The 26,316-nt window shown below is 28.9% G+C and carries 22 protein-coding genes; 13 read left to right on the top strand and 9 right to left on the bottom strand.

Features of this window, described 5'->3' with window-relative positions; all coding sequences use genetic code 11:
- Positions 1-55: 55 nt before the first annotated feature.
- Both HW119_RS14065 and HW119_RS14060 read right to left on the bottom strand, forming a co-directional pair.
- Positions 56-3,754, bottom strand: coding sequence for an AAA family ATPase (locus HW119_RS14065; RefSeq protein WP_177765434.1), 3,699 nt, complete (start codon positions 3,752-3,754; stop codon positions 56-58).
- Between the two features lie 2 nt (positions 3,755-3,756).
- The gene (locus HW119_RS14060; protein ID WP_177765432.1) at positions 3,757-5,004 is read right to left on the bottom strand and encodes an exonuclease SbcCD subunit D; all 1,248 of its coding nucleotides are present in this window, start codon (positions 5,002-5,004) and stop codon (positions 3,757-3,759) included.
- Between the two features lie 160 nt (positions 5,005-5,164).
- Between HW119_RS14060 and HW119_RS14055 the strand changes: the two genes are divergently transcribed.
- Both HW119_RS14055 and HW119_RS14050 read left to right on the top strand, forming a co-directional pair.
- Positions 5,165-6,598, top strand: a complete 1,434-nt coding sequence (locus HW119_RS14055) for an MBOAT family O-acyltransferase (RefSeq protein ID WP_177765430.1) — start codon at positions 5,165-5,167, stop codon at positions 6,596-6,598.
- A 10-nt stretch (positions 6,599-6,608) separates the two neighbouring features.
- Positions 6,609-7,652 (top strand): SGNH/GDSL hydrolase family protein, encoded by a 1,044-nt coding sequence (locus tag HW119_RS14050; RefSeq protein WP_177765428.1) that lies wholly within the window; start codon positions 6,609-6,611, stop codon positions 7,650-7,652.
- Between the two features lie 2 nt (positions 7,653-7,654).
- On the opposite strand, the gene HW119_RS14045 is transcribed toward HW119_RS14050, so the two are convergent.
- From HW119_RS14045 to HW119_RS14035, 3 genes are all read right to left on the bottom strand, one after another.
- Positions 7,655-8,299, bottom strand: a complete 645-nt coding sequence (locus tag HW119_RS14045; RefSeq protein ID WP_177765426.1) for an alpha/beta hydrolase — start codon at positions 8,297-8,299, stop codon at positions 7,655-7,657.
- Between the two features lie 182 nt (positions 8,300-8,481).
- The gene (coaD, locus tag HW119_RS14040; protein WP_177765424.1) at positions 8,482-8,934 is read right to left on the bottom strand and encodes a pantetheine-phosphate adenylyltransferase; all 453 of its coding nucleotides are present in this window, start codon (positions 8,932-8,934) and stop codon (positions 8,482-8,484) included.
- The gene (locus tag HW119_RS14035) at positions 8,931-9,911 is read right to left on the bottom strand and encodes a D-alanine--D-alanine ligase (RefSeq protein WP_177765422.1); all 981 of its coding nucleotides are present in this window, start codon (positions 9,909-9,911) and stop codon (positions 8,931-8,933) included. Before HW119_RS14035 ends, coaD begins: the two co-directional genes overlap by 4 nt.
- A gap of 111 nt (positions 9,912-10,022) precedes the next feature.
- Between HW119_RS14035 and HW119_RS14030 the strand changes: the two genes are divergently transcribed.
- The 8 genes from HW119_RS14030 (at position 10,023) to HW119_RS13995 (ending at position 19,167) form a co-directional block, all read left to right on the top strand.
- Positions 10,023-10,646: a PASTA domain-containing protein gene (locus HW119_RS14030; protein WP_177765420.1), complete on the top strand. Its 624-nt coding sequence runs from the start codon at positions 10,023-10,025 to the stop codon at positions 10,644-10,646.
- A gap of 5 nt (positions 10,647-10,651) precedes the next feature.
- Positions 10,652-11,704: an RluA family pseudouridine synthase gene (locus HW119_RS14025; RefSeq protein ID WP_177765419.1), complete on the top strand. Its 1,053-nt coding sequence runs from the start codon at positions 10,652-10,654 to the stop codon at positions 11,702-11,704.
- A gap of 1 nt (position 11,705) precedes the next feature.
- Positions 11,706-12,227, top strand: coding sequence for an NADPH-dependent FMN reductase (locus HW119_RS14020; protein ID WP_177765416.1), 522 nt, complete (start codon positions 11,706-11,708; stop codon positions 12,225-12,227).
- Entirely contained in the window at positions 12,228-13,520 is a 1,293-nt protein-coding gene (locus tag HW119_RS14015; protein WP_177765414.1) for an anthranilate synthase component I family protein, read from the top strand. It begins immediately after the preceding gene.
- 55 nt (positions 13,521-13,575) lie between these two features.
- A complete protein-coding gene (gene tilS / locus HW119_RS14010; protein WP_177765412.1) occupies positions 13,576-14,892 on the top strand; it encodes a tRNA lysidine(34) synthetase TilS in 1,317 nt (438 codons plus the stop codon).
- Positions 14,889-16,865, top strand: coding sequence for a protein-disulfide reductase DsbD family protein (locus HW119_RS14005; RefSeq protein ID WP_177765410.1), 1,977 nt, complete (start codon positions 14,889-14,891; stop codon positions 16,863-16,865). The genes tilS and HW119_RS14005 overlap by 4 nt, the downstream gene beginning before the upstream one ends.
- A 10-nt stretch (positions 16,866-16,875) precedes the next feature.
- The gene (locus tag HW119_RS14000) at positions 16,876-17,724 is read left to right on the top strand and encodes a DUF2911 domain-containing protein (protein ID WP_177765408.1); all 849 of its coding nucleotides are present in this window, start codon (positions 16,876-16,878) and stop codon (positions 17,722-17,724) included.
- A gap of 153 nt (positions 17,725-17,877) precedes the next feature.
- Entirely contained in the window at positions 17,878-19,167 is a 1,290-nt protein-coding gene (locus HW119_RS13995; RefSeq protein ID WP_177765406.1) for a glycosyltransferase family 4 protein, read from the top strand.
- 15 nt (positions 19,168-19,182) lie between these two features.
- Here the strand turns inward: HW119_RS13995 and uvrA are convergent, their stop codons facing one another.
- Positions 19,183-21,990, bottom strand: a complete 2,808-nt coding sequence (uvrA, locus tag HW119_RS13990; RefSeq protein WP_177765404.1) for an excinuclease ABC subunit UvrA — start codon at positions 21,988-21,990, stop codon at positions 19,183-19,185.
- Positions 21,991-22,222: 232 nt separating this feature from the next.
- Here uvrA and HW119_RS13985 point away from each other — a divergent pair, with 232 nt between their 5' ends.
- Both HW119_RS13985 and HW119_RS13980 read left to right on the top strand, forming a co-directional pair.
- Entirely contained in the window at positions 22,223-22,807 is a 585-nt protein-coding gene (locus HW119_RS13985; RefSeq protein ID WP_177765402.1) for an RNA polymerase sigma factor, read from the top strand.
- Entirely contained in the window at positions 22,800-22,994 is a 195-nt protein-coding gene (locus HW119_RS13980) for a hypothetical protein (RefSeq protein ID WP_177765400.1), read from the top strand. Before HW119_RS13985 ends, HW119_RS13980 begins: the two co-directional genes overlap by 8 nt.
- A 16-nt stretch (positions 22,995-23,010) precedes the next feature.
- Here the strand turns inward: HW119_RS13980 and HW119_RS13975 are convergent, their stop codons facing one another.
- On the bottom strand, positions 23,011-23,670 hold the full coding sequence (locus HW119_RS13975; RefSeq protein WP_177765398.1) for an endonuclease III domain-containing protein: 660 nt from the start codon (positions 23,668-23,670) through the stop codon (positions 23,011-23,013).
- 83 nt (positions 23,671-23,753) lie between these two features.
- Here HW119_RS13975 and bcp point away from each other — a divergent pair, with 83 nt between their 5' ends.
- Positions 23,754-24,206, top strand: a complete 453-nt coding sequence (gene bcp / locus HW119_RS13970) for a thioredoxin-dependent thiol peroxidase (RefSeq protein ID WP_177765396.1) — start codon at positions 23,754-23,756, stop codon at positions 24,204-24,206.
- 24 nt (positions 24,207-24,230) lie between these two features.
- Here the strand turns inward: bcp and HW119_RS13965 are convergent, their stop codons facing one another.
- Together HW119_RS13965 and HW119_RS13960 are read right to left on the bottom strand one after the other, a co-directional pair.
- Positions 24,231-25,667 (bottom strand): TonB-dependent receptor, encoded by a 1,437-nt coding sequence (locus tag HW119_RS13965; protein ID WP_177765394.1) that lies wholly within the window; start codon positions 25,665-25,667, stop codon positions 24,231-24,233.
- 298 nt (positions 25,668-25,965) lie between these two features.
- The gene (locus HW119_RS13960) at positions 25,966-26,298 is read right to left on the bottom strand and encodes a DMT family transporter (RefSeq protein WP_177766703.1); all 333 of its coding nucleotides are present in this window, start codon (positions 26,296-26,298) and stop codon (positions 25,966-25,968) included.
- Positions 26,299-26,316 lie beyond the last annotated feature (18 nt).

Genomic DNA, 26,316 nt, shown 5'->3' with positions numbered 1-26,316 from the left:
TAAAGTTTTTTCTTCATAAAAATTAAATAAAAAAATCGTTCATTTGAACGACCTTTTAAATAGAAATTATTTCAATAGAACTTCGTCCATTTCCTTGCTTTTCGATATGAATTTGAACCGGAATTCGCTCTGTCATTTCAGAAACGTGAGAAATTACGCCAACTTTCTTACCTTGATTTTGCAAACTTTCCAGAGCATCCATTGCAATTGCTAAAGTTTGCGCATCTAAAGTTCCAAAACCTTCGTCAATAAACAACGATTGAATATTCATTTTTGACGATGAAAGTGATGACAATGCCAAAGCTAAGGCTAACGAAACTAAGAAAGATTCGCCTCCAGAAAGTGAATGTACCGAACGAATTTCACAAGCCATATCGTTATCAATAACTTGTAAACTCAAGGTGTTTGGAATGCGTTCTAATGTATATCTACGATTGATTTTTTCTAATTGAATGTTTGCATATCGCAACAAAATATCAAGTGTGTATTCTTGGGCAATTTTCTTAAATTTTGCTCCATCAGCGCTTCCAATTAATTCGTTAAGCTGGCTCCATTTAGTCAATATTTCAATTAAAGCTTCGCGTTGTTTTAATAAAGTATTTTGAGAATTTCTGTTTTTTGAATCATTTGCAATTTGATTTTTGATTGAAATAATACGTTCATTTGCCAACTGGATTTCAGCTTCTAATTGTAAAATAACAGTATTGATTTCTTCTTCAGAAATTGTTGGTTTGTTGTTTAATTCGTGTTTTGATAAAGCTGATTTTCTGTCGTTAACCAAAGTTTCTTGATTGCTGATTTGAGTGAATAAATCTTGAATGTAATTGCGTTCGTTTTGTAGCCATTCAACATTTAATGTCACAAAATCAAATACTTTTTCGAACGGAATTTGCATTTTGGTTGTCCAAATTTCAATTTGATTTGAATTCTTTTGTAATGATATTTCAATCAGATTCAACTGTTCAATCAAACTTTCTTTGCGCGAATTCCATTCAATTAATTGCGATTGATACGTTTGTAAAAGTTGCTTTTGGTCTTCTGATTTTTGAATTAAATTAACGAATTCTGTTTTTAATTGTGCTTCAATTGCATCAACAGCAGCGCCATTAAAATATTTCTTTCTTTCGTTTTTTATTTCATTTAAATGATTTTCAACTTCAATCAATTCAATTTTTGATTGTTGAATTTCTGCGGCTTTTTCACGAATTGTTTTTTCTGATTCCTGAATTTCAACCTTTATCTGAAAATGTTGTTCTGTAATTTGTTCAAATTCTTTTTGCTGATTTTTCCATTGACTACTAATTTCTTGATGGTTTAAAATAAAAGCTGTCGAATTTTGTTGCCAATAATTAAACCATTGTTCGTTTTGAAGTAAATTATTTACTTCTTGAATTTGTCTTTTATAATTTGAGCTTTTTAATTTAATACTTTCAGAAAGAAATTCAATTTGATTCGAATTTTTTCCAATTTCTGATTTTAAATCAAATATTTCTGATGTTATTTTTTGTTCATTTTGATGAATTTCGGCAGCACTAAATTGTAATTTATCTTTTTCAAAAACTAACTTTCGTAATTCTTGTAAACTAAGTTCATTTTTCTGAATATCGATTTCCATTTTTCTTAAATCAATATTCAAATTTTGTAGAGTTTCTTCAAGATTGGTATTTAAATTTTCAAAAGCAAATGTTTCATTAAGCAATTTAATTGCATTTTCAGCTTTTATTTGTATCGATTTTTGTTCTTCAATATCTTTTTCAAACTGAATAATTTCTTGTTTTAATTGTGCTTCCTTAATAGTGATTTGTTCAAGTTCATTTTCTAATTTTATTAAATCATTTTGTGTTTCGTTAGCAACATTTTCTAACGGATTATGAATTGCATACGGATGTTCAGCAGAACCACAAACCGGACAAGGTTCACTTTTAATTAAATTTTCACGTAACGAAATTACATTTTCAGATTTTTCAAGATTTAATCGTTCAATAAGCTTTCTTAAAATTTCTTTTTCAATGTTTTTAGTGTTTTTAAGAACCTCGAATTCAAAAATTTGTTTACCAAAAACAATAGTATTTTGTTTCGCATTTTCAATTTTTGAAGCAGCTAATTTCATAGAATCGCTCCATTCAATGAGTTTGGTTAAACCTTGAATTGTCTGATTTTTTAAATCTTTTGAGTTTAATAATTTTTTATATTCGTTTTCCTTTTCTGAAATATTTTCTTTTTCTAATTGTTTTTGTATATCGATAAGTGTATTCGAAATGCTTTCTTTCTTAGTAAGAATTTGTTTTTGAATGTTTTCTTTTTCAAAAAGTTGTACTTGTAAATTTTCATTCATAAAAACCAATTGATTTTTTTTGTTTTCTTCAATCGGAATTTCTAATTTATTCTTTTCAGCTTCTTTTAAATAAGTCAAAACTAACGGTTCGTTAGTTACATAACTTTCATAAATTCGATGTTGCTCAAACCAATTTCTGATTTGATTTTGCTGTTGGATTAATTGATTTTCAAATGTGTTTTTATTTTTAAAATCTGTATTTAATTTATCTAAAACCGAAACAATTAAATTGTGCTTTTGAGTTTTTTCTAAATAATTTTTTTGTCCAGTTTCTATTTGATAATCTAATCTTCGAGCAATTTGATAAAGTGGATAATTTGTATTAATTTGATTTTGAATCTCTTGAATTTGAACGTCAGTTTTATTCAAGTCAATGGTTAAATGATTGATTTTATTTATTTGTAAATCAATATTTTGCTTTAATTCGCTTTCGTTTTTTTTACTTTTTTCTATTTCTATTTTTTGTTGTTGATATGATAAAACAACTTCTTTAATTTCCTGAAAAGATTCAATTGTTTTTAAGTGATTTATTCTTTCTTGTTGCGTTAAGATTTGTTCACGTTTTTCATCTAACGTTATTTGCGCTAAATGTAAATGTTGCTGAATTTCTTTTTCTGTTTTATACCAATCTAAAATTGTTTTGGAATCTTTTGATTTCAGATTCATTTCAATCATTTGATTTTCTAAAATTAAAATTTCAGAATTCAAATCGGCAATTTGTTCATCCGAAAGCAATTCAAAAACCTCTAATTTGTTGCTTATTTTTTCAACTTCATCTTTTTGATTTTTGTATTTTTCGTATATTCTTTTCGATATTTTACTATAAATATCTGTTCCGGTAAGTTTCTCTAAAATATCAGCTCTATTATTGTCATCGGCTTTTAAAAACGAAGTAAATTCGCCTTGAGCCAAAATAACCGATTTGGTAAACTGTTCGTATTTTAAACCAATTAAACGTTCAATTTCAGCTAAAACAAATGTTTTTCTGCTTTCAGGAAAAGCGACATCATCTGTGATATTATGTAACAAAATTACTTCTGATTGAATGGCTCCAGTTATACGATTATTTGCTCTGCGAATGTTCCATTCAGAACGATAATATTTCCCATCAACACCAATAAATGTCAATTTTACATGTCCTTGAACAGCACCTTTTCGCAAAAGTGTTTTTACATCTTTGTTAGAAATGGTTTTGTCTTTAGTATCTAAAATCTGAACCGTGGAAGTTAAAGGAGCTAATCGTGGCGTTTTATTGTATAAAGCCAAACAAATGGCATCTAACAAAGTCGATTTACCGGCTCCGGTTGCTCCTGTAATTGCAAATAATCCAATAGAATTTAAAGGTTCACTTTCAAAATCAATTTGATAACAACCGTCAATCGATGCAATATTGTTTATTTCTAAAGCAGTAATTTTCATAATTAATTTTGGTTTTCTTGATTAATTTCAACTAAAATATCGTTAAACATTTGATTGAATTCTTCGGGGATATCTTCGTTATATTTATCGTTATAAATGGTGTTTAAAACTTGAATAGGTTGCAAATTATATAATTCAATTTCGTTTACTAAAACATTTTCATTTGACGATTTGTCTTTTCGAGGAAGCTTGGTATCAATTCGAGCTAATCTCACATTTTTAGTTTGTACAATTTCTTGAATCCTGTTTTTTAAATCAGGAATTGGCTTATCTAACAAAACTTTGACTTCGAGGTAAGGTGCGTTTTTATCTTCATCATTTTTAATCGGAAGATTTTCTAATTCAAATAAAACTTCTTCCCAAACTTTATTTTGTTTCGGAATACTTAAAAGTGGTGTATGAATTGGAATTTCAATAATTTCTAAGTTTTCAAAAATTCCTTTATTGATTTCAAAAATAACGACTTGATGTTTGTATGTTTTTTCAGAAAATGATAACGGAATCGGACTTCCAGAATAACGAATAGCATCGTTTGCCGAAAGTCGTTGTGGTTTATGAATATGACCAAGAGCTACATATTTTAAATCTGAAGGAAAACTTGAAGTATTGATGTTTTCTACGCCGCCAATAATCGGTCTTTCGGCAGTATCTTCAATATTAGTTTCAACACCCATTGCGTGTAAATGGCCCATCGCAATGATGGTTTGATTCGATTTTTTCTTTAAATTTATGTTATCAAAAGCTTCGGTATAAAATTTAGAAATTCCGTAATTATATTCATAAACTCCAGCTTCATTTTTTGGATAATCGCCAATTCGTAAAAACGGCACAGCTAAACAAAATACTTCAACTTCATTTTGATAGTTGGTTAACGAAATGGTTAATGCATCATAATCAATAGATTTATCAACATTTTTTTTTACGTTACCAATTATCGAAACTTTAGTATTTTGAAGTAGGGGAATGGGCATTTCTAAACGAATTGCCGAATCGTGATTTCCTGCAATTATTACAACTTGTAGATTTGGATACGCATTGGTAATTTCACTTAAAAACGAATAAAACAAAGTGATTGAAGCTCCAGAAGGATTTGCGGTATCAAAAATATCTCCAGCAACCAACAAAACATCGATATCTTGTTCTGATATGGTTTGATTTAACCAATTTAAAAAAGCTTGATGTTCTTGATGACGGTCAAAATCATAAAACGTTTGTCCGATGTGCCAATCTGAAGTATGTAAAAATTTCATTAATCTTGTTTTTTAGCTTCACAAATTTAAAGTTTATTAACGACAAGATGTGACATCAACTTGCTGTTTTTATTTAATTTCTTTTCATATATTTCAGTTTGCTTTATAAAATTTAGTTATTTTTGAGATCCTTTGCTTTTTCGTAATTAATATATTTTCAATGTTATTTAATTCTATAGAATTTATGTTCTTTCTGCCAATAGTTTATCTTTTATATTGGTTTGTAACGAACAAAAAATTAAGTTTACAGAATATTTTACTATTAGTTTCAAGTTATATTTTTTATGCTTGTTGGGATTGGCGATTTTTATTTTTATTGATGTTTTCTACATTCTTAGATTATTTTTGTGGAATTCGAATTGATAAAGAGCAAAATCAATTCAAAAGAAAATTATGGTTGTTTTTATGTGTTGGAATTAATGTTGGTTTTTTAGGATTTTTTAAATATTACAATTTTTTCATAGACAATTTTGTTTTATTAATTGAATCTTTTGGTTTTCAAGCTCATATTTCTTCTTTACAAATTATTCTTCCAGTTGGAATTTCATTTTATACTTTTCATGGTTTATCATACGTAATTGATATTTACAAACGAAAAATTTCATCAGAAAAAAACTTTGTTGAATATTCACTTTTCGTAAGTTATTTTCCTCTTTTAGTTGCTGGACCAATCGAAAGAGCTACTCATTTATTACCTCAAATTAAGAAACCTCGTTTTTTTAATCGTGAACAATCTGTATCTGGATTAAAACAAATTTTGTGGGGCTTTTTCAAGAAAGTAGTTATTGCAGATAATTGTGCTTTTTTTGTAAATCAAATATTTGATAATTCAGCAGAGCAAAACGGAAGTACTTTATTTTTAGGCGCGGTACTTTTCGCTTTTCAGATTTATGGTGATTTTTCAGGTTATTCAGATATTGCAATTGGAACTTCCAAACTGTTTGGAATTGATTTATTAAAGAACTTTAATTTCCCGTATTTTTCGCGTGATATTTCCGAATTTTGGAGACGTTGGCACATTTCGTTATCATCTTGGTTTCGTGATTATTTATATATTCCGTTAGGAGGAAGTAGAGGTGGAACCTGGATGAAAGTCAGAAATACTTTTATTATTTTTATTGTAAGTGGATTTTGGCATGGTGCTAATTGGACATTTATTGTTTGGGGAGCATTAAATGCAATTTTTATGATGCCAGCCATGATTTCTGGAACAAACAGACATTATTTAGACGTGGTTGCTCAAGGGAAAATTTTTCCAACAATGAAAGAAATATTGCAATTATTTTCCACTTTTACATTAACTGTTTTTGCTTGGATATTTTTTAGGGCCGAAAACTTAAATCATGCATTAAATTATATTAAAGGAATTTTTACGAAAAGTTTTTTCTCTATTCCTGAATTTGAATTAAAAACAATTGGTATTTTAATTACCTTTTTTATGGTTGTTGAATGGTTTGGAAGAGAGCAAGATTATGCAATTGACAAATTCTTTTTAAACAAGAAGTATTTGCGATATACCTTTTTCTATTTGATTATTATTTTAGTTTTTTGGTTTGGAACCGATAAACAGCAATTTATTTATTTCCAATTTTAACTAACAAAAAATGAAAAAATTTATAATAAAAACAACGTTGTTTATTTCGCCATTTATTGTTTTACAGTTAATTGCTCTTTTTTTATTTAATACTAAAAATGGTGATTTAATTCGTGTTGGTCAGATGTACGAAATGTTTCCATCATATCGAAATAACTTGACAAATGAATTAGAAAATCAAACTTATTTTGAAGAAATTAATGATATAAATACAAGTGGCAAAAGCATTAAATATTTTTTAGTTGGCGATTCATTTACAAATGATAAAAATGGATACAAAAATTATTTAGGTTTTTTGAGCAATGAAAAAGTTGCTTCACTACATTTGAATTTATTAGTAAATGACAATCCAATACAAACGCTTTATGCATTAACAAAAACTGATTTTTTTAGAAATAATAAAATAGAATTTGCTGTTGTAGAAAGTGTAGAGCGATATTTAGCTTATAGAGGAAATACTTTTGACCCAAATATTACAATTGAAAAAACGAAATATGAACCGCCTTTTTATGAAGCTGAGAGAGATTTTCATTTTAAGTTAACTGATAAAGAATTTCCAAATAAATCTATATTTACTTTACCTTTTAATACTTTTAGATATTTTAATGAAGCAGAAGATTTTAATCAAATTTATCGTTTCAATACCAAGAAAAATTTATTTTCTGTAGATAAAAATGAAGTTTTTTGTTATCATGAAGATTTAGATTTACTTGCTGATAATAATTGGCCAAATAATATTGAAAATTTAAAAAAAGCTCTTGAAAGTTTGCAAATTGAATTAGAAAAACAAAATGTAAAATTAGTTTTTTTACCAGCTCCAAATAAATTGACTGCATATTATGATTATATAATTACAGAAAAAAAGATTGAAAAACCTATTATTTTAAGTGAAATAGAAAATACAACTAAAAAATATATTTATGTAAATCCGTTAAAAAGTGTGAATGCATTTGATAATAATAACAAAAAGGACTTTTATTTTTATGATGATACACATTGGTCATTTTTGGGTTCAAAAGCAGTAGCAGAACAAATTATATCGGAAACAAAATAATTTTAGGTTTTACAAATTTTGAAAATAATGTCTTTTATTTCTTTAGATTTATTTAATGTCATTAGATGACTTCCATTTTGAATTGTAAAGTCAGCTTCTACATTTCTGATTGGAATAATTTTATCATTATTACCATGAATATGAATAACATTAGTTGGGATTTCAACATTTTTCCAATGAGAAATTTCGTTGATAGCCCATTTCATAAAAAGAATATCAGTATCTTTTATAATAGCTTTTAGCAATTGTTTTTCTTCGATTGAATTTGCTCCAAATAACCAATTTAAAACAAAATTTGATTTAGTTAAAATAGAATTAGGTATTAGTTTAGTCGCTTTTATTTTGCCTAAAAAACGATAAAGCCATGGAAGTTCATATTTTGTTTTTGCCGATGAAATTAAAATAATTTGCTTTGCTTTTTTAATTTTGGCTATTTCCATTAGCATCATTCCGCCAAATGAAAGCCCTATTAAAATGGGGTTTTCGTCTAGTATTTTTTCTGAAATTGTCTGTGCGTAGTTTTCAATAGTTTCATTTTTTTGAGGGGAAATCCAACTGATATGTACAATCTGAAGATTTCCAAAATCAATTTTTTCAAATGCACGATAATCAGCGCCCAAACCACTAAAAATATAAATTGTACTCATTTAAGTTTGATTTGTTTTTCTTCAATTTTTCTTGAAGAATAAAAACTAAATGTAGAACTTTAGATCGAAGTTTTATTGCAATCTGAACAAAAATATAGATTAAAAAAAGTAAAATAACATGTCTCAAATTTATAACCAACTTTTTGGGACATGTCATTTAAGATTTTTCAATCGGACTTTTTTTATTTTCTAACTGCCTTAGGAACTAAAACAGTATAATCACCACCATTTCTTAAAACATCTCGAACAATACTCGAACTGATGTAAGATGTACTTGCTGCCGTAAGTAAAAAAACGGTTTCTATTTTTGACAAAACGCGATTGGTATGTGCGATTGCTTTTTCGAATTCAAAATCAGCCGGATTTCTCAATCCTCGTAAAATGAATTGCGCATTTTTCTCTTTACAAAAATCAATTGTTAAACCTTGATACGTTTCAACTTTTATTTTTGGTTCATCTTTAAAAGTTTCTTCAATAAAATGTTTGCGTTCTTCTAAAGTAAACATGTATTTTTTGTCGGCATTTACGCCAATTGCTACAATAATTTCGTCGAATAACGGAATGGCTCTACGAATAATATCTTCATGACCGTTTGTAATTGGGTCAAAAGAACCTGGAAAAACTGCTTTTCTCATCTTAATTTATTTAAAGCTAATTCAATCGCATTACCAAATAATTCAGGTAATGTTATGTTTGCAGCTCTTGCTTGTTGAGGCAAAATACTTTCTGCAGTTAACCCTGGAATGGTATTCATTTCTAACATAAATGGTTCTCCGTCTACTAAAATAAATTCACTTCTAGAAAATCCGCTCATGTTTAAAATTTTATAAACACGTTTTGCAGTTTCTTCAACTTTATTTTTTTCTACTTCAGAAATTCGAGCTGGAGTTATTTCACTAGATTTTCCTTGGTATTTGGCTTCGTAATCAAAGAAATCATTTTCAGAAACAATTTCGGTAATTGGTAAAACAATTATTTCGCCTTTGTAATTAATAACACCAACAGAGACTTCAGTTCCTTTTAAATAACTTTCAATTATTATTTCGTTATCTTCTTTATACGCGTTTTCGATAGCAGTTAATAAATCTTCAGATTCTTTCACCATCGAAATTCCAAAACTAGAACCCGAACGATTTGGTTTTACAAAACAAGGTAATCCAACTCGTTTAATAATTTCTTCAGTATTTATTGCATCTCCTTGGTTTATTAAATACGAAATTGCAGTTTTAATTCCATAAGGTTTTAAAACAGAAAGTAAATCTCTTTTATTAAAAGTTAATGCAGCTTGATAAAAATCACAACTGGTTTGTGGAATATTTAACAATTGTAAATAAGCTTGCATTAATCCATCTTCACCTGGAGTTCCGTGAATGGCGTTGAAAACCACATCAAATGTTATTTTTTGGTTATCGACAACAACTGAAAAATCATTTTTGTCAATTGAAAATTCATTTTCATTCTCATCGACATAAACCCATTTGTTTTTTAAGATGTGAATTTTATATGGAATGTATTTTGAACGATCTAACTGCTGCGAAACAACGTTTCCGCTTATCAAAGATATCTGATATTCACTAGAATATCCGCCCATTATTATGGCAACTTTTTTCATAAAGATTTCTGTGTTAAAGGAATATATTTTTTTTGAAATAAAAATCTATCAAAACAAATTTATAAAAAAGCTACTAACAATTTATTTATATCTTTGTGAAAATTAAATTTTATGAGTTTGCTTAATTTTATAAAAAGTCGTCAATTTTTTGTTTCTTTATTTTTAGCAATTGTTATCTTCCTAGCTTTGGGTTTTATTGCCCTACAATCATTAGGTATTTTTACTAAACATGGAGATGAAATTGCACTTCCAAATCTTACTAAAATGACTATTGAACAAGCAACAGAAAAGCTTGATCAAGAAGGTTTGAAATTAATTGTTTTAGACACAGTTGACTTTGATAAAAATTATCCACCTTTAACTATTGTTTATCAAGATCCTATTTTTGATTCTAAAGTAAAAGAAGGTCGTAAAATTTATGTAAAAGTAAATGCCAAAGGTTTTTCATCTGTACGTTTACCTAACTTAAACGATAGGACTTTACGTCATGCAATTGCCGCAATCGAAGCGATGGGATTACAAAAAGGAGAAATTCGTTACGAACCTCATTTAGCTAAAGATGTTGTAATTCAGGTCGAACAAGATGGTCGTATTTTACGTGCTGGAGATAAAGTACAGAAAAATTCGAAAATTGACTTTGTTGTTGGTGACGGTATGTTAGGATTTAAAGTTGAACAAGACACAATTAATGATGCATTTGAAGATGTCGCGCCTGCGGTTGATTCAATTTTTTAAAATATATGTTAGAAGATAATACAATTGGACCTGACGAATTAGATGGTGATTTATTTGAACACTTCAGATTCGAGGCAGGTAAAGGACAAGCTCCATTACGCGTAGATAAATTTTTGATGAATTTAGTTGAAAATGCTACACGTAATAAAATTCAACAAGCTGCAACAAACGGAAATATTTTTGTTAATGATATTACGGTAAAATCAAATCATAAAGTCAAAGCAAATGATGTGGTTCGTGTTTTAATGGAACAACCACCGTTTGAAAATATCATTATCCCAGAAAATATCCCTTTAGATATTGTTTACGAAGATGATGATTTACTTGTTATTAATAAACCTGCAGGTTTGGTTGTGCATCCAGGTCACGGAAATTATACCGGAACTTTGGTAAATGCATTGGCTTATCATTTTGAAAATTTGCCTTTAAATAGCTCAGAACGCCCTGGTTTAGTACATCGAATCGATAAAGATACATCTGGATTATTGGTTGTAGCTAAAACTGATTGGACCATGTCTGAACTTCAAAAACAATTTGCAGCTAAAACAACAGAGCGTGAATATATTGCTATTGTATGGGGAAATGTTGTAGAAGATGAAGGAACTATTGAAAGTTATATAGGTCGTCACGTAAAAAATCGTATGCAAATGGCTACATTTCCAGACGATTCAACAGGAGCAAAGTATGCAGTTACACATTACAAAGTGTTAGAGCGTTTAGGATATGTTACATTGGTTTCTTGTAGATTAGAAACAGGAAGAACACATCAAATACGTGTGCATTTAAAATCAATTGGACATACGTTGTTTAATGACGAACGTTACGGCGGAAATATGATTTTAAAAGGAACTACCTTTACAAAATACAAACAGTTTATTGACAACTGTTTTCAGATTTTACCTAGGCAAGCCTTACATGCTAGAACTTTAGGTTTTATGCATCCAATTAAAAAAGAATTTATGCGTTTTGAAACAGATTTGCCTCAAGATATTCAAACTTGTATTCAAAAATGGAAAACGTATTCAAGTAATCACGAAGTAGTAGAAGACGACGAATAATATGAAAACAATTGCATTTGTAGGAAGTAACTCATCAAAGTCAATAAACAAACAATTGACTTTATCGTTACTAAAAAATCAGGAAGTAGAATTTATTGATATTCAAAATTGGAATATTCCAATGTATAGTGAAGATGCTCAAATTAAGGATGGTTTTCCTGAATTAATTAATCATTTAGCTAATCAAATTTCAACTGCTTCAAATCTTATTATCTCAGTAAACGAGCACAATAGCGATGTTTCAGCATTTATGAAAAATATTTTAGATTGGCTTTCTCGTCATACCAAAAAAATATTTACAGATAAGAATGTTTTGGTTTTGAGTACATCAAACGGTCAAAGAGGTGGATTGTCAGCAAATGAATTTACTGTTGGTTTTTGTACTAGAAATGGAGCTGTAAATGTAGAAAGCTTTACATTTCCATCGTTTTCTCAATATTTCGATTCAGAAAAACAAGAAATATCAGATAATGATAAGAAAACTGAATTTGAAACCATTATTTCAAATTTTATAAAAAAATAAATGAAGCGTATTTCTAAACAATTTCCTATAAATAATGCGGATGAATTCAAGAAAAAACTTTTGCAATTCACACAGCAATTCAGAGAAATTACTTATTTAGAAAATAATAAACATCAAGCAAAATACAGCACATTCGATGCTGTATTTGCATTTGATGCCTTAACGACTTTACAAACCGACACATTTCAAGGTTTCGATAAGTTAAAAGAACACCAAAATCAATTAAACGATTGGCTTTTTGGATATTTATCTTATGATTTAAAAAACGACGTCGAAGCGATTTCTTCAAATAATTTTGATGGATTAGGATTTCCTGATTTGTTTTTTTTTCAACCTAAAAAAGTAATCTTTGTTTCAGATTCATTCGCAGATTTTCATTATTTGAACATGTGTGATGATGAGTTAGATTCTGATTTTAAAGAAATTATTGATATTACTTTAAGTGAAGATTTAACTCATTCTGAAATTATAATTAAAGAACGAATTTCAAAAGATGCTTATTTATCTAAAGTAGAAAAGGTTAAAGAGCATATTCAACGTGGTGATATTTATGAAGCTAATTTTTGTATGGAATTTTATGCAGCTAATGCAATTATAAATCCTACTTCAATTTTCGAAAAATTAAATGCGATTTCTCGTCCGCCATTTGCGTCGTTTCTTAAAAATAATAATCACTTTTTGATGAGCGCTTCGCCAGAGCGTTACATTAAAAAAGTAGGAAAAAAGATTATTTCTCAACCAATTAAAGGAACAGCAAAACGTGGTCAAGATAAAGAAGAAGATGATGTGTTAATTGAAAATCTTAGAACGAATCCCAAAGAACGCGCAGAAAATATTATGATTGTTGATTTGGTTCGAAACGATTTATCTAAAACTGCAAGTAAAGGATCTGTTGAAGTTGAAGAACTTTGCAAAATTTATACTTTTGACCAAGTGCATCAAATGATTTCAACGATTGTTTCGAAAGTTGATGAAAACATAAACGTAGTTGATATCTTAAAAACCACTTTTCCGATGGGAAGTATGACGGGAGCCCCCAAACTTTCGGCTATGCAAATTATCGAAAAACTCGAAGAAACTAAACGTGGTTTGTACAGTGGAGCGGTAGGTTATTTTACACCAACTAACGATTTTGATTTTAATGTCGTTATCCGAAGTGTTTTATATAATCAAGATGAAAAATATGTTTCCTTTTCGGTTGGAAGTGCCATTACTTCAGAAGCTATTCCAGAAAATGAATATGACGAATGTTTATTGAAAGCTGCTGCAATGAAAAAGGTTTTAAATTTATAATAGTATTAATATTCTTAATGATTTTTTAGTTGTAATTTAGACTTTTTAAACAATTATGTTAGTCGAATTTCAAAAACATTTAAATCAAAAATTTTCTTTTTTACAAGACAAAAAAATCCTTTTAGCAATTAGCGGTGGAGTTGATAGTATGGTACTTTTAGATTTATTTAAAAAGTCACCATATCAAATTGCTGTTGCGCATTGTAATTTTAATCTTCGTTCAGAAGCAAGCGATTTAGATGAGCAATTGGTTAAAGAATATTGTAATGAAAATAACATTCATTTTTTTGTAAATTCTTTTAATACAGTAGCATATGCAGAATTACATAAACAATCAATTCAAATAGCTGCACGTGAATTACGTTACCAATGGTTTGATGAATTATTGAAAAATAACAATTTAGATTATTTAGTAACAGCACATCATTTAGATGATTCGGTTGAGACTTTTCTGATAAATTTTACACGCGGAACAGGTTTAGACGGTTTGTTAGGAATTCCTGAAATTAATGAACAAATCGTAAGACCATTACTTATTTTTTCTCGTAATCAGATTTTAGATTATGCCATTCAAAATAATATTGCTTGGCGTGAAGATGCTTCAAACGCAACAACAAAATATCTTCGCAATAAAATCAGACATGATATAATTCCGATTTTAAAAGAAAAAAATGCTGACTTTTTACAATCCTTTCAGCAAACAATTTCAAATCTTAACGATATTAAAAACTTAGCTGACGATGCTTCTGAGATGGTTAAGCAACAAGTTTCAATTTCAACCGATTACATTTTAGAGATTGATATTCAAAAATTAAAAGCGTTTAAAAATTATAAAGCTTATTTATATCAATGGTTTAAAGATTTTGGATTTACTGCTTGGGATGATATTTGTAATCTTTTAGAAGCAGAAACTGGAAAAAAAATACTTTCAACTAAATATATTCTTTTAAAAAATAGGAATTCTCTTATTTTAAAAGAAATTTCAGTAATAAATAATGATGTTTTTTTAATTTTTGAAAAAGATAAATCAATAGTTTATCCAATAACTCTTATATTTGAAAGTTTGATTTCTGAAAATTATGATATTCAGAATAAAAATCAGATTTGTGTTGATGCGAATCAACTCAAATATCCATTAAAACTACGCCGTTGGGAAGAAGCTGATTATTTTTTTCCAATTGGAATGAAAGGTAAAAAGAAAGTTTCTAAATTTTTTAAAGATGAGAAATTTTCAATTTTCGAAAAAGAAGCTACTTGGATTCTTGAAAATGGAAATCAGGAAATCATTTGGATAGTAGGGCATCGTATGGATAATCGTTATAGAATCAACAATCAAACTATAAATAAAATTAAAATTAATTTAACTAAATGAAGAAGCTATTAAGTTTTTTATTGCTTGTTTTTACTGTTTTTTCAGTAAATGCCCAGTTACAAGACCCAGTAAAATGGAAATCTAAAATTGAGAAAATCTCGGATTCGGAATACAAAATAACCTTAGATGGAACTATCGAAGCCGATTGGCATATGTATTCTCAGTTCACACCAGAAGGTGGAGCTTTACCAACGGAGTTAATTTACAAAAACGCTGAAGGAAATTATACTTTTGAACCTAAAGCTACAGAAAGTGAATATAAAAAAGCTTTTAATGATATTTTTGAAATAGATGAATATTATTGGGCAGATAATGTACAATTAACTCATGTTTTAAAAGTTACAAATCCTGATTTAAACGAGATTCAATTACATTTAACATACCAAACATGTATTGATGTTTGTATTAATAATGATAAATATTTTGTTTTTGATGTTAAAAATTTGACTTCGAAAGAGGTTGCTAATTTTGAAGAATCAAATGCAAAAGCAAATACTGATGATAAAGCTCAATTAGATAATACAAAGGAAGCTAAGTCCGAAAAAAAGTCTGAATCACGTGGACTTTGGACAATTTTTATCTTATCTTTCTTAGGCGGATTTACTGCGCTTTTAACACCTTGTGTTTTTCCGATGATTCCAATGACAGTGAGTTTTTTCACCAAGCAAAGCAAATCCAAAGCTAAAGGAATAAAAAATGGAATAATTTACGGTTTGTCAATTATCGTTATTTATGTGATTCTTGGCTTAGCTGTAAGTAAAATATTTGGTGCCGATGCTTTAAACGCTTTATCTACAAACGTTTGGTTTAATATCATTTTCTTTGTTTTATTAATTGTTTTTGCATCTTCGTTTTTAGGAGCGTTTGAAATTATGTTACCAAATTCATGGGCAAATAAAGTGGATAAGCAAGCAGATAGAGGCGGTTTAGTCGGAATCTTTTTTATGGCATTAGCTTTAGCTATTGTTTCATTTTCATGTACAGGTCCAATTGTTGGTACATTATTAGTAGAAGCTGCTTCTAAAGGTGGAATAGCACCTTTGGTTGGAATGTTCGGTTTCTCATTAGCACTTGCACTACCTTTTATGTTGTTCGCGATGTTCCCAGGTTGGTTAAATTCAATGCCACGCTCTGGAGGTTGGATGAACACAGTAAAAGTTTCATTAGGTTTCTTGGAATTAGCTTTAGCATTTAAATTTTTATCAAATGCAGATTTAGTTCTTCAAAAAGGTTACTTACAAAGAGAACTTTTCTTAACGATTTGGATTGTAATTTTTGGAGCATGGGCAATGTATTTATTTGGTAAATTCATGTTACCTCATGATTCTAAATTAGAAAAAATTTCTGTAGGCAGATTGTTTATGGCATTAGTTGTATCTATGTTTACAGTTTATTTAGTTCCAGGATTATGGGGCGCACCTTTAAAATTAATTTCTGGTTTCCCTCCGCCAATGACGTATGCAGAAAGTCCTTATGGTGTTGGAAATTCTAGAAGTGCAGGAACTATTGCTGAATTACCAGAAGGAGCAAAAGAAGGGCCTAATGGAATTGTTGCTTTTTTAGATTATGAAAAAGGAATGGCATACGCGAAAGAACAAAATAAACCTGTTTTATTAGATTTTACAGGGCATGCTTGTGTAAATTGTAGAAAAATGGAAGAGCATGTTTGGTCTGAAACAGATGTTCTAGGTAAGTTACAAAACGAAGTGGTTTTAATTTCATTATATGTCGATGATAAACAACATTTGCCAGAAAATGAACAATATGTTTCAAAAACCACAGGAAAAAAAATTGAGACAGTTGGAAATAAATGGAGTGATTTCCAAATTGAAAAATATCAAGCAAATGCACAACCTTATTATATAATCTTAGATAATGAAGGTAATAATTTAAATGAACCAGTAGGATATACTCCAGATAAAGATGAGTATTTAACTTGGTTAACTGAAGGAATTACAAACTATAATAAATAATAAAAGCAATATGAAAAAGTTAATTGTCACTGCATCATTTTTAATGATAGCAACGATTTCAAATGCACAAGTAATCACACCAAAATCAAGTCCTAAAGCTGAAGTTGAGCAAATGGTTGGTCTAACAGAAGTTGATGTAAATTATGCTAGACCTGCTAAAAAAGGAAGATTAGTTTATGGCGATTTAGTTCCGTTTGGAAAAATTTGGAGAACAGGTGCGAATGAAAATACTACAGTCGAATTCAGTGATGATGTAATTGTAGGTGGACAAAAAGTACCTAAAGGGAAATATGCTTTATATACTTTACCAAAAGCAGATACTTGGGAAGTTTATTTGTACTCTGATACTTCGAATTGGGGATTACCTGCAGCTTGGGATGATTCTAAAGTAGTAGCAAAAACAACTGCTAATCCGGTTGCATTAGCAAACAATGTAGAAAATTTTACTATTGAAATCGACCAAATCGATAACAATACTGGTGAAATAGTATTAAAATGGGAAAAAACGGCTATTCCAGTTAAGTTTACCGTTCCAACTCATGAAAAAGCAATGGCTAGTATAAAATCTACATTAAATGAAAATGCCAAAGCTTCTGATTATTATGCTGCTGGACAGTATTTGTTTCAAGCTACAGATGATACAAAATTAGCATTAGATTACATCAATAAATCTATTGATATGCAAGGTGGAAATGCACCTTTCTATATGTTAAGACAAAAATCTTTAGTACAAGCTAAATTAGGTGATAAAAAAGGTGCTATTGAAACTGCTAAGAAATCTTTAGCTGAAGCTGAAAAAGCAAATAATGCAGATTATATTAAAATGAATAGAGATTCAATTAATCAATGGTCTAAATAATAATTCAAATTTTAAGTTTAAAAAGTCCTTTGTCATTTTTTTTGATGAAGGACTTTTTTAATGAAATTAAATCATTCGTTTAAAACTGTTACAATCGCTTTAAAAGTGGTATATTTGATATGAATTTCAAAGGATTTTAATTCTTTATTAAAGATGAAGAAAAAAGTTTTAATTATTACTTATTATTGGCCTCCGGCTGGTGGTCCTGGTGTACAACGTTGGTTGAAATTTGTGAAATATCTTCCTGATTTTGATATTGAACCAATTGTGTATATCCCTGAAAATCCTAATTATCCAATTGTTGATACACAATTAGCGTCTGAAATTAATCCAAATATAATTATTCTGAAAAATAAGATTTCTGAACCTTATAAATTAGCAGGTTTTTTTTCAAAGAAATCTACAAATACCATAAGTTCAGGAATTATTCCGAATAAAAGAAAGCAATCCTTTTTAGATAAATTCTTACTTTATATTCGCGGAAATTTCTTTATTCCCGATGCTCGAGTAGGATGGGTGAAGCCTTCGGTCTCATATCTCGAAAATTATCTAATAGCTAATCCTGTTGATTTAATCATAACAACCGGACCGCCGCATAGTTTACATTTAATTGGACTTGAACTTAAGAAAAAATTGAATTGTAAATGGTTTGCTGATTTTCGTGACCCTTGGACAACCATCGGATATCATAAAGAATTAAAACTTACACAAGCATCTAAAGAAAAACATTTACAGCTTGAAAGAGAAGTTTTAAACTCAGCTAATCATATTTTAGTTACGAGTCCGACAACTAAAAAGGAATTTAGTAAGCTAACAACAAAATCAATTTCTGTTATAACTAATGGTTATGATGTCGAATATATTGAAAAGAGACCTATGGATTCTAAATTTTCAATTGCACATATTGGCTCTTTTTTGTCTGACCGAAATCCTAGAATATTTTGGAAAGCTTTATCAGAATTAATCAAAGAAAATAAAGATTTCAGAGATGATTTTGAACTTAAATTAATAGGAAAAGTAAGCCAAGAAATTTTAGATGTAATTTCTGAATTTAAATTAAGTGATTATTTAAATAATCTGGGTTATTTGTCACATAATGAAGCTTTAATACAACAAAAAAGTTCTCAAGTTTTATTATTAGTTGAAATAAATTCAGACGAAACCGTAGGAATTATTCCTGGAAAATTATTTGAATATATGGCAGCAGAACGACCTATTTTAGCAATCGGACCGGAAGATGCGGATTTTGCCCAAATAATTAAAGAAACCAATTCTGGAACTTTTTTTACTTATGAGCAAAAAGATGAAATCAAAGAGCAAATTTTAAAACTTTATGATTTATATAAACAAAATGAATTGAAAGTTTATGCCATGGGATTGCAATATTATAGTCGAAAAAAACTAACCGAAAAGTTAGCTAATATCATAAAAAATGAGGCTTAATAGCCTCATTTTAATTTACTTCAATTTTTCTTTTAAGTAAAAACCTGTAATAGATTCTTTGTTTTTAATTATTTCTTCAGGTGTTCCAAAAGCAATTAAATTACCACCGTTTTCACCACCTTCAGGACCTATATCAATAATCTGGTCGGCACATTTTATCAAATCTAAATTATGTTCAATTACAATAATAGAATGTCCGTTTTCAATCAAGTCATAAAACGATTTTAATAATTTTTTAATGTCGTGAAAATGTAATCCGGTTGTTGGTTCATCAAAAACAAACAAAGTACGTTCTTTGGTATTTCCTTTACCTAAAAACGTAGCCAATTTTATACGTTGCGCTTCACCACCAGATAAAGTTGATGATGATTGACCTAATTTTACATAACCCAAACCAACGTCTTGTAAAGGTTTAATTTTAATAGCTATCTTAGTTTGCTGTGTTTTTTCAAAGAATTCGTAAGCATCATCAACCGTCATATTTAAAATATCGTCAATGTTTTTACCTTCAAATTGTACTTCAAGGATTTCCTTTTTAAAACGTTTTCCATGACAAGCTTCGCAAGGTAAATGCACATCGGCCATAAATTGCATTTCAATCGTAACTTCACCTTCGCCGTTACAAACTTCGCAACGACCGCCATCAACATTAAATGAAAAATGCTTTGGTTGGTAATTTCTGATTTTAGAAAGTTGTTGTTTAGATAAAAGATCACGAATATCATCGTACGCTTTTAAATATGTAATCGGATTTGAACGCGAACTTTTTCCAATTGGATTTTGGTCGATATATTCTAAATTTTTAATATGAGAGAATGAACCAATCATATCATTAAATTTACCAGGTTTATCGGCTGTTCCTGTAAGCTTTTTCTGTAAAGCAGGATACAATATTTTTTTAACTAACGTACTTTTTCCACTTCCCGAAACTCCGGTTATAACTGTTAAACAATCTAACGGAAAAACAACATCTATATTTTTTAGATTATTTTCTCGAGCCCCTTTTATTTCAATGAAATTCTTAAAAGAACGACGTTTTTTTGGAACTTCGATTTGATAATCGCCATTCAGATATTTAGCTGTTAAAGAATCTGATTTTAAAATTTCATCATAAGTTCCTTGAGCAACCAACTCACCACCAAACGAACCTGCTTCTGGTCCAATATCAATAATTTGGTCGGCAGCTTTCATAACATCTTCATCATGTTCGACAACGATAACTGTATTTCCAAGTTTTTTTAAATTTAATAAAACTTGAATCAGCTTTTCAGAATCTTTTGGATGAAGTCCGATACTTGGCTCATCTAAAATATACATCGAACCAACTAAACTACTACCAAGTGAAGTTGCTAAATTGATACGTTGTGATTCGCCTCCTGATAAGGAATTAGACGTACGATTTAACGTTAAATAATTTAAACCAACTTCAGATAAAAATTCTAAACGATTGTTTATTTCAATTAATAAACGTTTTGCAACTTGCTGATCGTATTCGTTTAATTCTAAGTTTTTAAAGAATTCGCGTAAATTTTTTATTGGTAATTCAACTAAATCCGAAATAGATTTAGAAACTATTTTTACATAATCAGCTTCCGGACGTAATCTTTTTCCGTGACAAGTTGTACATTTTGTTTTACCTCGATATCTCGATAATAAAACGCGGTTTTGTATTTTGTAATTTTTCTCTTCAAGTTCTTGAAAGAAATCATTTAATCCAGTAAAATATTTATTTCCTTTCCAAACCAATTCTTTTTGTTCATCGGTTAATTGATAAAATGGCTTGTGAATTGGGAAATCAAAATGGTGAGAATTATTTACCAATTGGTCTCTAAACCAACTCATAGTTTCGCCACGCCAAGGATAAATCGCATTTTCATAAACAGAAAGAGCGGTATTGGGAATCACTAAATCATCATCGATCCCAACAATATTTCCGTAGCCATCACAAGTTGGACAAGCGCCGTACGGATTATTAAAACTGAATAAGTGAATGTTAGGTTCTAAAAAATGAATGCCATCTAATTCAAAACGATTGTTGAATTCAAGTTGTGTTCCTGTTCCAATTTCACGTAAAAATAAAGTACCTTTTCCTTCAAAGAAAGCGGTATCAATAGCATCGGCCAAACGACTTAAAAAATCTTCATCATTTGGTTTTACAATCAAACGATCGACAATTAAAAAAACAGTTTTGAATTTAAATTTTTCGTTTTTAGCATCTTCAATAAATTCGTCTAAACGAACGGTTTCTTCATTGATTAAAGCTCGTGAAAATCCTTGTTGAAGTGCAATTTTAAGTTGCTCAAAGATGGATCTTTTTTCTGAATTTTTGATTTCTGAAAGTAACATCCATTTAGAACCTTCTTCAAAACTTTTTATCGCATTGATAACATCAGTTACGGTGTGTTTTTTTACGATATTTCCAGAAATAGGCGAGTAGGTGATTCCAATTCTTGAAAACAATAATTTTAAATAATCATAAATTTCAGTCGAAGTTCCAACCGTAGAACGTGCATTTGTGGTATTTACCTTTTGTTCAATTGCTATTGCAGGTGCAATACCTTTAATATATTCAACTTTTGGCTTGTCAATTCGACCTAAAAATTGACGTGCATAAGATGATAAACTTTCAACATAACGTCTTTGTCCTTCGGCATAAAGTGTGTCAAAAGCTAAACTTGATTTTCCAGATCCAGAAAGACCTGTAATTACAACCATTTCATTTCTTGGAATCACAACATCTACATGTTTTAAATTATGTAAATGAGCTCCTTTTATTATGATATTTTTCTTTGGATCTATGTTTGAAAAATCGATTTCTTTCATAATTATTTTAAATAGCTCCAAATTTACGGATATTTTACTGCTTACAAAATCCTTATTGAATCTAAAAAATCTTTTTTTTGAAAATTTTAATTTTATTTTATAATTTTTTTAATAAAAATGTAAAGTATAATTTTATTTTATATATTTGGAGTTCAAACCAATTAAAAACAAGAAGCCTATAATTTAAAAATACTACTAAGAATTTATTTAAGAAAACTTAAAAGTGTTTATTATGGCTAATTGTGTTTTGTCAGATGCTATATTGGTGAACCAATATATATCAGGAAATGAGGTTGCGTTATCTCATCTAATCGACCGTCATAAATCAAAAATCTACGGATTTATTTATTCAAAAGTACAAGATAAAGATGTCGCTAATGATATTTTTCAGGATGCTTTTATCAAGGTAATTCATACATTAAAAACAAATAAATATAACGAAGAAGGTAAATTTTTACCCTGGGTTATTCGTATTTCACATAATTTAATTGTCGATTCGTATCGCAAAAGCAATAAAATGCCTATGCAACGTGATAAAGAAGAATATTCTGTTTTTGATTATATGGTCGATTCAAGTCCAAATATTGAAAACTTTTTAATAAGTAATCAGATTGAATTGGATGTGAAACGTTTAATTGATATGTTACCTGAAGACCAACGCGAGGTAATTAATTTACGTATTTATGACGATTTGAGCTTTAAAGAAATTGCAGATTTAACCGGAGTCAGTATCAATACTGCTTTAGGTCGAATGCGCTATGCTTTATTGAATTTGAGAAAAAATATCGAAAAAAATCAAATTATTTTGAATGACTAACAATATATTTAAAATTGTTTCGTTTTTATATAAACGAAACAACTTAAATATGACAAAAAACTACTCAGAAGAAATTATTGAATGTAAAGAACCAGACCAATCATTGGTTGATTTTATTTTAAATTATTCCAAAGCTTTACATGTTAATACACATTGTAAGATTCAGAATTTTACAATATTAAATTAAAAACAAAAGCACTCAGTTATTTGAGTGCTTTTTTGTTATATTCGTTTAAAACTGATTTTCTTCCTATTGTTTTTGTGATGATGTCTTTTTCTAAATCCCATCCTCGCGCTGGCGAATATTCACGTCCGTACCAAATCATTTGTAAATGTAAACGATTCCAAGTTTCCATTGGAAAAATTCGCTTGGCATCTTTTTCGGTTTGTTCGACATTTTTTCCGTTAGTTAAATTCCATCGGTACATTAATCGGTGAATGTGTGTATCTACAGGAAAAGTTGGAATATCAAAAGCTTGTGCTAAAACTACACTCGCCGTTTTATGTCCAACTGCAGGAAGTTCTTCTAAATCTTCAAAATTAGCAGGAACAATTCCATTATGTTTATCAATTAAAATTTGTGACAAACCATGTATTCCTTTAGACTTCATTGGCGCTAATCCGCATGGACGGATAATATCCGCAATTTCATCAATTGATAATTTAATCATATCATACGGATTATCAGCTTTAGCAAACAAATGTGGTGTTGTTAAATTGACACGAACATCAGTACATTGCGCAGAAAGTAAAACGGCAATTAATAAAGTATATGGATCTTTGTGATCTAAAGGAATTGGAATTTCTGGATATAAAGTTTCTAACGTATCAATTACAAATTGAACTTTTTCGGCTTTTGTCATTTTAAATGATGATTATCCACAAAGATAGTATTTAAACATTTTAAAAATCATCAAAAAAGGCTAATTTTACAAAAAGAAACAAAATGAATATTTTAAAAATAGGAGATAAAGCTCCAAATTTCTCGGCAATTGATGAATTAGGTAACATTCATAATTTATCTGATTATAAAGGAAAAAAAGTTGTTGTTTTTTTCTATCCAAAAGCTTCAACACCTGGTTGTACAACAGAAGCTTGTGAATTAAGAGATAATTACCAGCGTTTTTTAGCTGCAAATTATGTTGTTCTTGGTGTAAGCGCTGATAGTAAAGAGCGTCAACAAAAATTTAAAGAAAAAAATAATTTACCTTTTCCATTGCTTGCAGACGAAAATAAAGAAGTTATCAATGCTTTCGGAGTTTGGGGACCAAAAAAATTTATGGGAAAAGAATATGATGGTATTCATCGTACGACTTTTGTGATTGATGAAAATGGAATCATTGAAGATGTAATACTAAAAGTAAAAACTAAACAACATACTTCTCAGATATTAAAATAAAAGACCGAAAATCGGTCTTTTATTTTATACAAAAAGTTTTTTATCTTTTATTATTTTAGAAACACTTTCAGGTAAATATTTTTCCCAATCGGATTCGTTATTTCTAATTTTCTCTAATACTTCATGAGAAAAAACATTTAAGTTAGTTTCATTATATTCTAAAATATCAACCATCTGATTTTGATTTTTGAAGAAATCGTATAAAACTTGAAATTTAGAATCTCTAACTTTTAAATTTTTAGTATCAATTATATCTTTATTTTCTTTAGAAGGATAAACGTAAATTTCTAAATTTCGATTAAATAATCTTCCAAGAGCTTCAAAAATTCCACCACTTAAATGTTTGTAATATGTTTCGTCAAAAATATCAAGTAAATTAGAAGCTCCAATCGTTAATCCAATTTTTTCGTTTGAGTACTGAGCTAAATAATCAACAACTTTATAATATTCTCTAAAATTAGAAATCATAACAGTTTGTCCTAATGAACATAATAATTCGGCACGGTCAATAAAATCTTGTTCATCAATTTCACCTTCCTTTAATAAATTATTTAAAGTCATTTCAAAAATTACAGTTGTTTCGGCTTCAGAAATAGAATTTCTTTCAAGAAATTGTTTTAATGAATTCTCGTACATATTCATATTTACAACAGTAACTGGGCGGAAACTTCCTCTAAGAACTAATATGTTTTTACGAAAAAGCGTGTTTGCAGGTAAAATATTTTTTCCATTAGGAGCAAACATAACTGCATCAGCCATTTTATTTTTTACCAAAAACAAACTCATTAATCTGTTATCAACATCTTCGAAATCAGGACCTGAAAAATTAATCGTATCAATTTCTAATTGATCTTTATCTAAATGATCGTAAAGATGTTTAATTAATTTTTTTGGATCGTTATTTTGATAAAATGCACCATAAATTAAATTTACACCTAAAATTCCTAAAGTTTGTTGTTGTAATTGTACATCATTCTCTTTGAATTGAATGTGCAAAATGATTTCGTTGTATCCACCATTAGGAATGGTCTGAAAACGTAAACCAACCCAACCATGACCTTTAAATTTTTTAGCAAAATCAATAGTTGCAACTGTATTTGCGTAACTAAAATAAACGCGTTCTGGATTCTCATTTCGATCTAATCGTTCTTCCATCAAACGAGTTTCGTGGTCAAGCATTTTTTTTAATCTACTTTCGGTAACATACCGACCATCAGATTCTGTAGAATAAATCGCATCACTAAATTGTTTATCGTAAGCAGACATTGCCTTAGCAATAGTTCGTGACGAACCTCCAGATCTAAAAAAATGCCGTACGGTTTCTTGTCCAGCTCCGATTTCAGAAAAAGTACCGTAAATGTTTTTATTTAAATTTAAGCGTAAAGTTTTATCAGATATTGCAGGTTGATGTTCGATAATTCGATCTCCATTTAAAACTAAATCGTTTTCAAAAGCTTTCATAAAGGTTGTATGATTTTAAAAAAATAAATATACGATTTTTAGTGCATTTAATTTTCTATTATAATATCTTTTTCTGACAAAAATTAGTATTCTAACTTAGAATTATGATTAAATTAAAGTTTGATTTTTGATAGTTTAACTAAATTTTTTTCTAAAGAAAGTAAAATTGTAGTATGTTTATTAAGTTTTTTTTAATTTTTTTGTATTAATTGATATGCAAACAAAAATTCTTGTATAAGTCAAGCTACTTTTTTGTATAAATTAATCCGTTGGTTATTACAAATAGTTAAAAAAAATATTAATGTACTGTTGATTTCGAAAATAGATTAATGATTAGAACTCCAATAATGATAAAGAGTAAGCCAATAATTGCAGGTAAATCTAAAGTTTGTTTAAAAACAAAATAGCCAATAGCAGAAATCAAAACAATTCCTACACCAGACCAAATCGCGTAAGCAATTCCGATTGGAATGCCTTTTAGAGCGTGAGATAATAAATAAAAAGAAGTGATCATTGCAACGGCAAAAATCAAAGTTGGTAAAGGTTTTGTAAATTGTTCGGTTTTTTTTAAAAACGAAGTTGCTAAAGTTTCACAAAAAATGGCTGCCGCAAGAAAAAGATAATTTTTCATATTCATAAAGATTCTATT

The sequence above is a fragment of the Flavobacterium sp. I3-2 genome (assembly GCF_013389595.1).
Classification (GTDB): domain Bacteria; phylum Bacteroidota; class Bacteroidia; order Flavobacteriales; family Flavobacteriaceae; genus Flavobacterium.
This window is presented reverse-complemented; position numbering and strand designations above follow the sequence as displayed.